Source organism: Aestuariivirga sp. (genome assembly GCF_046093005.1).
Classification (GTDB): domain Bacteria; phylum Pseudomonadota; class Alphaproteobacteria; order Rhizobiales; family Aestuariivirgaceae; genus Aestuariivirga.
Map to the genome: position 1 here is coordinate 24,507 of NZ_JBJTER010000198.1, position 10,277 is coordinate 34,783.

The window sequence follows — 10,277 nt, forward strand, 5'->3', positions numbered from 1 at the left end:
GCTAGATCCGGTAGGGCGGGTGATGGAGGCCCCTGGGCGAGAGGGTGAAAATCTCAACCCCTGTTTCGGTGACGGCCACCGTATGCTCGAACTGGGCGGAGAGCGACCGGTCCCGCGTGACGGCCGTCCAGCCGTCGCCCAGGATCTTCACATGCGGGCGGCCGAGGTTGATCATCGGCTCGATGGTGAAGAACATGCCGGGCTTCAGTTCAACGCCTTCGCCCTTGCGTCCATAGTGCAGCACATTCGGATGATCGTGGAACACGCGGCCCAGCCCGTGGCCGCAGAAATCGCGCACCACCGAGCAGCGCTCGGCCTCGGCATGGCTCTGGATCGCGAAGCCGATGTCGCCGAGGTGGGCGCCGGGCTTCACCGCCTCGATGCCGCGCATCAGGCACTCATAGGTGACCTCGATCAAGCGCTCGGCTTTGCGGTTCACTTCGCCCACTGTGTACATGCGGCTTGAATCCCCATGCCAGCCATCGACGATCAACGTGACATCGATGTTGACGATGTCGCCCTCGCGCAGCGGCTTGTCGTTGGGAATGCCGTGGCAGACCACGTGATTGAGCGAGGTGCAGATCGAGTTGGGGTAGCCGCGATAGTTGTAGGGCGCGGGAATGGCGTTGTGGGCGCGGGCGAAATCGACGATCGCCTGGTCAAGCTCGTCCGTCGTTACCCCCGGCTTCACCATGGGCGCCAGCAGATCGAGCGCCTCCGCGGTGAGCCGGCCGGCCTCGCGCATGGCCGCGAAGTCTTCCGGGCCATGCAGCTTGATGCGGTTGGAACGGGGCGAGGACGTGTCGTCGAGGGCGGCGTGGGTCATGCAAAGCGCGGTCCGGAGCCGGGTCAGTCCGGCCATCAGCAGGTTTCATGAGTCGGGAGTTTACAGATTATGCGGACGGCCTCAACCGCCGCGTTTGTCTTGAGGGGAGATAGTGCCCCGGCGCGGCGGGCGCAAGGCTCATCGCGGCGGCTTCGTTGACAGGCCGGGGTCTTGCTGGCACAGGCTGGCAGCCATGACCGAAACGCAACCGACCGCCGCCGTCCTGCTGATCGGCGATGAAATCCTGTCCGGCCGGACCAAGGACAAGAATCTGGGCTTCATCGCCGACATGCTCACGGCGCTGGGGATCGACCTCAAGGAGGCCCGGGTCGTCGCTGACCGCGAGGACGATATCGTGGCGGCGCTCAACGCCCTCCGCCATCGCTACAGCTATGTGTTCACCACGGGGGGCATCGGCCCCACCCATGACGACATCACCGCCGATGCCGTGGCCAAGGCCTTCGGCCTGCCGATCGGCCATGATCCGCGCGCCGTCCAGATTCTGATGGATTACTTCCGTGAGACCGGGCGCGAGGCCAACGAGGCGCGGCTGCGCATGGCCCGCATGCCCGAAGGCGCCAGCCTGATCGACAACCCGGTGTCGCGGGCGCCGGGCTTCCAGATCGGCAATGTATTCGTGATGGCCGGGGTGCCGAAGATCATGAACGCCATGATGGAGGATGTCGCCAGGAGGCTCACCCCAGGCGTTCCGATGCGCTCCCGGACGGTGGAGTTCCGCGGCGGGGAGGGCGATGCCGCGAAGCCCCTTGGCGAAATCCAGAAAGCCTTTCCGGGCGTCGTCATCGGCTCCTATCCCTTCCAGGCGCCAGATGGCTTTGCCACCAACCTGGTGCTGCGTTCGCGCGACGAGGCGGCCCTCGCCGAGGCCTATGCCGCCGTCTGCCGCATGGCCGGTGACCTGACCCGCGAGGGCAAGGCCCGCGGCTGGTCTTGAGCATTGCCTGCGCCGCCGGGCAGGGGCATAAATCGGGAAAAGGGGGCAATCATGGACGAGAAGTGGCAGAAGAACTTTCCGGTCTCCTGGGACCAGTTCCACCGCGATGCGCGCGCTCTGGCCTGGCGGCTGGCGGCGGCGGGTCCGTTCCGGGCTGTGGTGGCGATCACCCGCGGCGGATTGGTTCCCGCCGCGATTGTCGCCCGCGAGCTGGGCATCCGGGTCGTGGAGACGGTGTCGGTTGCCTCCTATGACTATGACAAGCAGGGCGAAATCCAGGTCTTGAAGGGCATCAGCGCGGACGTGGCTGGCACGGATGGTGGTGCTGGCGTGCTGATCGTCGACGATCTGGTCGATACCGGGGCCACCGCGCGGGTGGTGCGGGAGATGCTGCCCAAGGCCCATTTCGCCACCGTCTACGCCAAGCCGGCGGGCCGCCCGCTGGTTGATAGCTTCATCACCGAAGTGAGCCAGGACACCTGGATCTACCTGCCCTGGGACATGGGCCTCGCCTTCACGCCGCCGATCCGCGACAAGGCCACCGCCTGAGCGGCGCAGGAGGACCGGCATGGCCAATAGCGAACGATCTGCCCGCATCGACGCCGCGCTGGATGAGGCCAAGCGCGCCTTCGCGGCGGCACGGCCCAAAACTGAAGCGATGCAGGCGCGCGCCGCCGCCGTCATGCCCGGTGGCAACACCCGTACCGTGCTGTTTTCGGCGCCTTTCCCGGTGCGGGTCGAAAAGGCCGAAGGCTCGCGCCTCACCGACATTGATGGCCACAGCTATCTCGATCTGCTGGGCGAGTATTCGGCGGGCATCTATGGCCATTCCCATCGGCGCATCATGGCGGCCGCCAGGGATGCGCTTGCCATGGGCCTCAACTTCGGCGCCCAGCACGGTGAGGAAGTGAAACTGGCGGAAACCGTCACCCGCCGCTTTGCGCTCGATCTGGTGCGCTTCACCAATTCCGGCACTGAAGCCAACATGATGGCGCTGGCCGCCGCCCGCTGCTTCACGGGGCGGCGGCGCATCATGCCGCTGCGCGGCGGCTACCATGGCGGCACGCTCTATTTCAGCCATGGCGCCTCGCCGGTGAATGCGCCCTTCGACTGCGTGCTGGGCCTGTTCAACGACATCGACGCCACCCAACTGCTGATCGCGGGGCATGCCGATGATCTGGCGGCGGTGATCCTCGAGCCCATGCTGGGCGGCGGCGGCTGCATTTCAGCGAGCCCAGAATTCCTCGCGATGCTGCGGCAGGAAACGGCGGCGCGCGGCATCGTGCTGATCTTCGATGAGGTGATGACCTCGCGCCTCCACCCCGGCGGCCTTGCCGCCAAGACCGGGATCGAGCCCGACCTCAAGACGCTCGGCAAATATGTCGGCGGCGGCATGAGCTTCGGGGCGTTCGGCGGCAAGCGCGCCATCATGGAACTGTTTGACCCCACCCGGCCCGATGCCTTGCCGCATGCCGGAACCTTCAACAACAACACGCTCACCATGACGGTGGGCCAGGTGGCGATGACGGAGGTGTTCACGCCGGATGCCTGCGTTGAGCTCAACGAAAGGGGTGACCGGCTGCGGTCCGCCTTGAACGAGCTGTTCATGCGCTATCAGGTGAAGATGAGGGCGACGGGGCAGGGCTCGATGATCGCCATTCACCCGACCGCTGGCGACATCGCCCGCCCGGAAGACCTCGATGCCACCGACAAGCGGCTGCGCCAGCTTCTGTTCCTCGATCTGCTGGCGGACGGCATCTACATGGCCGAACGCGGCTTCATGGCGCTGTCGCTCATGGTGACCGATGAAGACTGCGCGCGCGTGGTCTCTGCCGTTGAGGCCCATATCACGGCGCGCCGCGACCTCCTCGTTTAAACCGCCGCCGGTGGCTATCCGGTCCGGACCATGCTATTGACTGGATGGTCAATATTTCAGTGAGGGTACCGTCCGTGCTTCATCAGGCTCACAACCGTTTCAATGCGCAGGAACTCTGGCAGCAGGACCATGACCATGTCCTGCATCCCTACACCCATTTTGACAGTTTCCGGGCCAATGGCTCGCTGGTGCTGGTGGAGGGCGAGGGCTGCTATGTGACCGACGCCCAGGGCCGCCGCTATTTTGATGGCATCGGCGGCATGTGGTGCGTGAACGCGGGCTATGGCCGCAAGGAAATCGCCGAGGCCATGGCCGAGCAGGCGCTGCAGCTCTGCTACACGACGACCTTCGTCGACGTCACCAATGCGCCGGCCGCGCGGCTCGCCGCGAAGCTCGCCGGACTGGCGCCCGGCGATCTGAACCACGTGGCCTATGCCACCTCCGGCTCCTGTGCCGTCGATACCGCCATCCGGCTTGCCCATTACTATCAGTCACGGCGTGGCGCACCCGCGCGGCGCTATGTGATCTCGCGCAAAAATTCCTATCACGGCTCGACCTATCTCGGCATGACGGTGGGCTTGCGCGACGGCGACCAGTCGGAGCATTTCAAATATATTCCCGATCTCGTGCATCATCTCTCGGCGCCTTATCCCTACCGGCGGCCGGACGGCATGAGCCTCGAGGCCTTCAGCGATGCCCTGGTGGAGGAATTCGCGCAGAAAATCGCCGCGCTGGGGCCTGAGAACATCGCCTGCTTCATCGCCGAACCCGCCCAGGCCTCGGGCGGGGTGTGCATGCCGCCGCCCAACTATCTGCCGCGCATGCGCGAGCTCTGCACGCGCCATGGGATCCTGTTCATCGCCGATGAGATCGTCACCGCGTTTGGCCGCCTCGGCCATATGTTCGCCTCCGAGGATGAATTCGGCATCGTGCCGGACATCATTGTGTGCGCCAAAGGGCTCACGTCGGGCTACATCCCGCTCTCGGCTGTGATCTATTCGGACGCCATTCACGAGATCATTTCCGCGCCGGACCCTGACGCGTGGTTCACCCATGGCTATACCTATGCCGGCCATCCGGTGGCCTGCGCGGTGGCGCTCAAGAACATCGAGATCATCGAGCGCGAGGATCTTTGCGGCAATGCCGCGCGGGTGGGCGGCTATCTGGAGCGCCGCCTTGCGGAGCTGTCGGATCTCGCCATCGTCGGCGATGTGCGTGGCCGCCGGCTGATGATGTGCGTGGAATATGTGCGGGACAAGGCGACCCGCGCGCGTTTTCCCGACAGCGTCAACATTTCGAAGCGCATCTCCAGGGCCTGTGAGGCCAATGGCTTGCTGGTCCGGCCGATCGGGCACCTCGACGTGCTGTCGCCGCCGCTCACCATGACCATGGCGGATGTGGATTTCGTGGTTGATACGCTGAAGGCGGCAATCGTCGCGGTGACGGCTGAACTTCAAAGCGAAGGCGCGTTCTAGGGTCGGACCGCTCAGGCCCGGCGCCGCAACGCCTTTGACAATTGCGGCGCCAGGTTGCCCAGCGGCGCCGCCTCGACGCCCGCCAGGCCAAGCCATTGGGCCATCAGCCGCAGCTCATCGGCCAGCGCCTGCGCCATTTCGCCGGTATCGACGCCGGCCTCGTGATGGGCGGCATTGGCGCGCAGGATGCCGGCCTGGCGGTCAGCTTTCAGGCAGACGCGGCCAACCAGCCGGTCGTGATGGAGGAAGGGCAGCACATAATAGCCGTAGGTCCGTTGCGCCGCGGGCGTATAGATTTCCAGCCGGTAGCGGAAGCCGAACAGCCGTTCGGCCCGTGCCCGTTCCCACACCAGCGGATCGAAGGGCGAGAGCAACGCCTGCCCGCCCGCCTTCCGCGGCAGCCTTGCATCGCGGTGGAGATAGGCCTTCTGTTTCCAGCCCTCAACGGCGGCGGGAACGAGCGTGCCTTCCTCCACCAGGTCGCCAAGCGCCGTGCGGGACGCGGCCAGCGGCAGGCGGAAATAGTCGCGGAGATCAGCCTCGGTGGCGATGCCAAGCGCTTCCGCGGATTTGGCCATCAGGTCTCGCATCGCGCCGCTCTCGCCGGGCGTTGGAAGGGCGAGGATATCGGCCGGGATCACCCGCTCCGGCAGGTCATAGAGCCGTTCGAAGCCGCGCCGCGTCGCGGCCGTCAGCAGGCCCTGGTCGAACAGCGTTTCCAGCGCCAGCTTGCCGCGCGACCAGCCCCACCAGCCGCCGCCAGCGCATCAGCGGATGGAGATCGAAGGGCAGCAGGCTTGCCTCATGCGCCCAGCACTCGAACAAGGCGCGCTTGGTCTGCCCGAAGCTCCGCTCGTCGAGGCTTGGCCGCGCATAAGGCCCGAGCCGCGAATAGAGCGGCAGGTAATGGGCGCGGGTCAGAACATTGACGCTGTCGATCTGCAGAAGATGCAGGCGGCGCAGCGCGGCCTCCATCCTTTTCCAGCCGGGCCTCGCGCCGCGGTGGGACCCGGTGAAACCCTGCGCCGCCAGGGCCACGCGCCGGGCCTCGGCAAGGCTCAGGCTTTCCGGCATCAGAGCTTTTTCTCCAGGGTGATCAGATGCTCTTTCAGGCCGTGGCGCTGGTAGAAGGCCCGCGCCCGGTCATTGCCCGCCAGTACGCTGAGGCGCAGCCAGCGTTGGCCTGCCTCGCGGGCCAGCGCCTCGCAGGCGTCCAGCAGCGCGCCGCCAATGCCCATGCTGCGGCGGGAGGCCAGCACGCCGAGATCGCCGACACAGGAATAGCTATGGGGAATTTCGTCCTTGTCGTCCTCTGTTGTCACCACGGCATGAAATGAGGCGTATCCGACGATACCGTCCGGCCCTTCCGCCACCAGGATGCGTCCCTGGCTCCTGGCGGTTTCCTGCTTCAGATGATCGATGTACCAGCCGTCCATGGTGTCCGCCGGACGGCTGCGGTCATAGATTTGATTTTCATGGCGATGCAGATCGCGCAGCACGGCGACGAGCCCCGGTTCGTCACCGGGGCGGAAGTCACGTATGGTGACGCCCTCAGGCAGCCTTGTCCGCCCAGGCGGCATGGGCAGGGTTGGCTTCTCCGGCCCCGAGCTTCGGGTTGTGGCGGTAGAGGGTGGAGCAATAGGGGCACACCGTCTCGGTCTCGGACCCCATGTCGATGAAGATGTGCGGATGGTCGAAGGGCGGCGGCGCGCCGATGCACATGAATTCACGCGCCCCCACCTCGATCACCGATAGGCCCATCTGGTTCTGGAAATGCGGCGTTGCTCCCGATGCCATGTCATCCTCGAAATGCTTGTGCGGGCAGCCGATTAGCATATCTTGCCCGGCATGCACAGGTTCAATTCCGGCGGCGTGGAGATCGCCTATGAGACGGCGGGCGAGGGGCCGCCCATCCTGCTGATCCACGGTTTTGCCTCAACCCGCCGCGTCAACTGGTGGGACACGGGCTGGGTGAAGACGCTGACCGGGGCCGGGCGGCGGGTTATCACCTTCGATCACCGCGGTCATGGCGCCAGCGCCAAGCTTTATGACTCCGCCCTCTACAGCGCTGCCGCCATGGCCGAGGACGCGCGGCGTCTGCTGGACCATCTCGAAATCCCGGTGGCCGATGTCATGGGCTATTCCATGGGTGCCCGGGTGGCGGCGCTGCTGGCCATCAACCATCCGGACCGGTTGCGGCGGGTTGTGCTGGCGGGGCTTGCGTCGCGCCTGATCACCGGGGTGGGCGGGTCGGAGGCCATCGCCCAGGCGCTGGAAGCCCCCAGCCGTGCCCAGGTGACGGACCCCGGCGCAAGAGGGTTCCGGATCTTTGCCGAGCAGACGAAAAGCGACCTGAAGGCGCTCGCCGCCTGCATCCGCGCCTCGCGCCAGAAAATCACGCCGGAGGAACTGGCTACCATCCGCGTCCCTGTGCTGGTGGTGGCGGGCGAGAAGGACGATGTGGCGGGCGACGTGCAGACGCTGGTCGATGCCATTCCTGGCGCAGTGGGCGTGACGCTTCCCGGCCGCAACCACATGAATGCGGTGGGAGACAGCGGCTTCAAACAGGCGGTGCTGGCGTTTCTCGCCTAAGTGCCCCTGAATGCCGGCTTTCGCTTCGCCGCGAAGGCGGCGCGGCCTTCGGCATAGTCGGCGCTATTGAAACAGCGCGCCGCCAGCGCCGCGACATCCGCTTCGCCGGCGTGGCCCGGCCTAACGGCGATCAGGTCGATGGCGCGTTTGGCGTGGGCGATGGTCAGGGGCGCGCCCGACGCGATCTCGGCCGCCAAGGCCGCGGTCCCGGCTTCGAGATCGGCGGCGACGCGGTTGACGAGGCCCAGGCGCAGCGCCTCTTCCGCCGGGAGACGGCGGGCGGGGAAGATCATGTCCTTGGCGGCGGCAGCGCCGACGGTGGCAACGAGGTCCCTGAGGCCGTCCAGCGGATAGGCGAGGCCCAGCCGGGCCGGGGGCAACGCGAACAGCGCGGCGCCGTGGGCGATGCGCAGATCGGCGGCGAGCGCCAGCGCCAGCCCGCCGCCGATGCAGAAGCCATGGATCATGGCGATCACCGGCTTCGCGCAGTCGCGGACCGCCGCGAAGGCCTGGCCGTTGAGCTGCTCATAGCACGCTGCGGCTTCGGCATCGTTGCGGGTCTCGCCGAATTCCGAGATGTCCGCCCCCGCCGCGAAGGCCTCCGCGCCGGCGCCCCGCATGACGATCACCCGCACGCCGGGGCTCTCCTCAAGTGTCTTGATCACGGGCGGAATGGCAGCCCACATCTCGCCATTGAGCGCATTCCTTCGCTCCGGCCGGTTGAGGACAAGCCAGCCGGTATGGCCATCGGCGAAGGCCTGGATGAAAGGGGAGGGGGAGGACAACGAAGTCATGGCGGAAGTCCTTAGGCCAGGCCTGCATTTGCGGCAATGCCGCTTCGGGATGTTCACCGCGAGGCTTTTCGGCTATAAGAGACGAAGTCCAGGAGTAAACCATGCGTCAGGCCGCCAAGACCCAATCCGTTGAAAAGATCGATCCGGTGTGGAGCCGCATCCGGGAGGAAGCGGGCGAGATCGCCCGGCATGAACCCGCGCTGGGCGGCTTCATTTTTTCGCTGATCCTCAACCATGACAGTTTCGAGGAGGCGCTGTCGCACCGGCTGGCGCAGCGGCTGGGCAATGCCGACATCGGCGCCGACCTGATCGTCCACGCCTTCCACGACGCCATGGAGGCGGAGCCGGAAATCGGCCATGCGGCGCGCGCCGACATCATCGCCACCTTCGACCGTGACCCGGCCTGCCACCGCTACATCGATCCGCTGCTCTATTTCAAAGGCTACCAGGCGATCCAGACGCACCGCATGGCGCACCGGCTGTGGCACATGGGGCGCCGGGACTTCGCCTATTATCTGCAGAGCCGCCTGTCGGTGACGTCCGCCATCGACATCCACCCCGGCGCGCGCATCGGCAAGGGCATCATGGTCGATCACGGCCATGACATCGTGATCGGCGAGACCTGCGTGATCGAGGACAATGTCTCGATCATGCAGGGCGTGACGCTGGGCGGCACCGGCAAGGAGGCGGGCGACCGCCACCCGAAGATCCGCTACGGCGTGCTGGTGGGGGCGGGGGCCAAGATCCTCGGCAATATCGAGATCGGCCATTGCTCGCGCGTTGCCGCCTGCTCGGTGGTGCTGCATGACGTGCCGGCCAACACCACGGTGGCGGGCGTTCCGGCCAAGGTCGTGGGCTATGCCGGCTGCACCGAGCCGGCCCGCGCCATGGACCACAATGTGGAGCCGGTTGCGGCAGCGGAGGAATAGGGCTAGACGGGCGCTCACCCCCATCGCCCGGAGGCTTTCGCCCGTGAAACCCGAAGAAATCGCAAAGCTCACCAAGTTCCTGCGCGCTAAATTCGCGCTGCCGTCGATCAGCGTGCGCAAGCGGCCGCAGAAGAGCGACTCGGCCGAGGTCTATATCGGCGAGGAATTCGTGGGCGTGATCTTCCGGGACGAGGAGGATGGCGAACTCTCCTATAATTTCTCCATGGCCATCCTCGATTTCGACCTCGAGGACTAGGCCGGTGCCGGTCTATGCGCTGGACGGCATCGCGCCGCAGCTGCCCGAGGACGGCGCCTGCTGGATCGCGCCCACCGCGGTGGTGATCGGCAAGGTGAAGATCGCCCGGCTGGCGAGCGTCTGGTTCGGCGCGGTGATCCGCGGCGACAATGAGTGGATTTCGCTCGGCGAGGCGTCCAACATCCAGGACGGCGCGGTGCTGCACACCGACCCCGGCCTTGAACTGACCATCGGGCGCGGCTGCACCATCGGGCACAAGGCCATCCTGCATGGCTGCGTGATCGGCGACAACACGCTGATCGGCATGGGGGCGGTGATCCTCAACCGCGCCAGGATCGGGAACAACTGCCTGATCGGCGCCAATGCCCTGATCACCGAGGGCAAGGTCATTCCCGACAATTCCCTCGTCATGGGCCAGCCCGGCAAGGTGGTGGGCCAGATCGACGCCGAGGGGGCCGCCCGGCTGGCGCGATCGGCGGAGGGCTATGTGCGCAACTGGCAGCGCTACGCCATGGGCCTCACGAGCCTGTGACCCGCCTGATTTCCATTGACCTTAACGTAAGGGCAATCTAAC

General features: G+C 66.2%; 12 protein-coding genes and 1 pseudogene. 8 read left to right on the top strand and 5 right to left on the bottom strand.

The genetic code is table 11. The features are described 5' to 3' along the window. Position 1: 1 nt before the first annotated feature. Entirely contained in the window at positions 2-826 is an 825-nt protein-coding gene (gene map, locus ACKOED_RS16820; protein WP_408917782.1) for a type I methionyl aminopeptidase, read from the bottom strand. A gap of 193 nt (positions 827-1,019) precedes the next feature. Between map and ACKOED_RS16825 the strand changes: the two genes are divergently transcribed. The 4 genes from ACKOED_RS16825 to ACKOED_RS16840 all read left to right on the top strand — a co-directional run bounded on the left by ACKOED_RS16825 (position 1,020) and on the right by ACKOED_RS16840 (position 5,132). Continuing rightward, positions 1,020-1,781, top strand: a complete 762-nt coding sequence (locus tag ACKOED_RS16825) for a competence/damage-inducible protein A (protein ID WP_408917783.1) — start codon at positions 1,020-1,022, stop codon at positions 1,779-1,781. A gap of 51 nt (positions 1,782-1,832) precedes the next feature. Then, positions 1,833-2,330 (top strand): xanthine phosphoribosyltransferase, encoded by a 498-nt coding sequence (gene gpt, locus ACKOED_RS16830; RefSeq protein ID WP_408917784.1) that lies wholly within the window; start codon positions 1,833-1,835, stop codon positions 2,328-2,330. A gap of 19 nt (positions 2,331-2,349) precedes the next feature. Further along, positions 2,350-3,657 (top strand): aspartate aminotransferase family protein, encoded by a 1,308-nt coding sequence (locus ACKOED_RS16835; RefSeq protein ID WP_408917785.1) that lies wholly within the window; start codon positions 2,350-2,352, stop codon positions 3,655-3,657. Positions 3,658-3,731: 74 nt separating this feature from the next. Then, positions 3,732-5,132: an aminotransferase gene (locus tag ACKOED_RS16840; RefSeq protein WP_408917786.1), complete on the top strand. Its 1,401-nt coding sequence runs from the start codon at positions 3,732-3,734 to the stop codon at positions 5,130-5,132. An 11-nt stretch (positions 5,133-5,143) separates the two neighbouring features. Here ACKOED_RS16840 and ACKOED_RS16845 read toward each other — a convergent pair. The 3 genes and pseudogenes from ACKOED_RS16845 to ACKOED_RS16855 form a co-directional block, all read right to left on the bottom strand. After that, a pseudogene (locus tag ACKOED_RS16845) lies at positions 5,144-6,206 on the bottom strand (winged helix-turn-helix domain-containing protein). After that, the gene (locus ACKOED_RS16850; protein WP_408917787.1) at positions 6,206-6,712 is read right to left on the bottom strand and encodes a GNAT family N-acetyltransferase; all 507 of its coding nucleotides are present in this window, start codon (positions 6,710-6,712) and stop codon (positions 6,206-6,208) included. Before ACKOED_RS16850 ends, ACKOED_RS16845 begins: the two are co-directional and overlap by 1 nt. Further along, entirely contained in the window at positions 6,684-6,929 is a 246-nt protein-coding gene (locus ACKOED_RS16855) for a zinc-finger domain-containing protein (RefSeq protein ID WP_408917788.1), read from the bottom strand. The genes ACKOED_RS16850 and ACKOED_RS16855 overlap by 29 nt, the downstream gene beginning before the upstream one ends. 51 nt (positions 6,930-6,980) lie before the next feature. On the opposite strand from ACKOED_RS16855, the gene ACKOED_RS16860 reads away from it, so the two are divergent. Then, on the top strand, positions 6,981-7,724 hold the full coding sequence (locus ACKOED_RS16860; RefSeq protein WP_408917789.1) for an alpha/beta fold hydrolase: 744 nt from the start codon (positions 6,981-6,983) through the stop codon (positions 7,722-7,724). Here ACKOED_RS16860 and ACKOED_RS16865 read toward each other — a convergent pair. After that, the gene (locus ACKOED_RS16865; RefSeq protein ID WP_408917790.1) at positions 7,721-8,518 is read right to left on the bottom strand and encodes an enoyl-CoA hydratase; all 798 of its coding nucleotides are present in this window, start codon (positions 8,516-8,518) and stop codon (positions 7,721-7,723) included. The genes ACKOED_RS16860 and ACKOED_RS16865 overlap by 4 nt on opposite strands. Before the next feature lie 101 nt (positions 8,519-8,619). On the opposite strand from ACKOED_RS16865, the gene cysE reads away from it, so the two are divergent. The 3 genes from cysE to ACKOED_RS16880 are packed head-to-tail and all read left to right on the top strand — an operon-like array spanning position 8,620 to position 10,235. Then, the gene (cysE, locus tag ACKOED_RS16870) at positions 8,620-9,447 is read left to right on the top strand and encodes a serine O-acetyltransferase (RefSeq protein WP_408917791.1); all 828 of its coding nucleotides are present in this window, start codon (positions 8,620-8,622) and stop codon (positions 9,445-9,447) included. 43 nt (positions 9,448-9,490) lie between these two features. Then, on the top strand, positions 9,491-9,703 hold the full coding sequence (locus ACKOED_RS16875) for a DUF3126 family protein (protein ID WP_408917792.1): 213 nt from the start codon (positions 9,491-9,493) through the stop codon (positions 9,701-9,703). 4 nt (positions 9,704-9,707) lie between these two features. Next, entirely contained in the window at positions 9,708-10,235 is a 528-nt protein-coding gene (locus ACKOED_RS16880) for a gamma carbonic anhydrase family protein (RefSeq protein WP_408917793.1), read from the top strand. Positions 10,236-10,277 lie beyond the last annotated feature (42 nt).

What these genes read in the sequence shown, in the direction of transcription:
- map (WP_408917782.1), bottom strand. Translation starts at nt 826, where the DNA reads ATGACCCACGCCGCCCTCGACGACACGTCCTCGCCCCGTTCCAACCGC.
- ACKOED_RS16825 (WP_408917783.1), top strand. Translation starts at nt 1,020, where the DNA reads ATGACCGAAACGCAACCGACCGCCGCCGTCCTGCTGATCGGCGATGAA.
- gpt (WP_408917784.1), top strand. Translation starts at nt 1,833, where the DNA reads ATGGACGAGAAGTGGCAGAAGAACTTTCCGGTCTCCTGGGACCAGTTC.
- ACKOED_RS16835 (WP_408917785.1), top strand. Translation starts at nt 2,350, where the DNA reads ATGGCCAATAGCGAACGATCTGCCCGCATCGACGCCGCGCTGGATGAG.
- ACKOED_RS16850 (WP_408917787.1), bottom strand. Translation starts at nt 6,712, where the DNA reads ATGCCGCCTGGGCGGACAAGGCTGCCTGAGGGCGTCACCATACGTGAC.
- ACKOED_RS16855 (WP_408917788.1), bottom strand. Translation starts at nt 6,929, where the DNA reads ATGGCATCGGGAGCAACGCCGCATTTCCAGAACCAGATGGGCCTATCG.
- ACKOED_RS16860 (WP_408917789.1), top strand. Translation starts at nt 6,981, where the DNA reads ATGCACAGGTTCAATTCCGGCGGCGTGGAGATCGCCTATGAGACGGCG.
- ACKOED_RS16865 (WP_408917790.1), bottom strand. Translation starts at nt 8,518, where the DNA reads ATGACTTCGTTGTCCTCCCCCTCCCCTTTCATCCAGGCCTTCGCCGAT.
- cysE (WP_408917791.1), top strand. Translation starts at nt 8,620, where the DNA reads ATGCGTCAGGCCGCCAAGACCCAATCCGTTGAAAAGATCGATCCGGTG.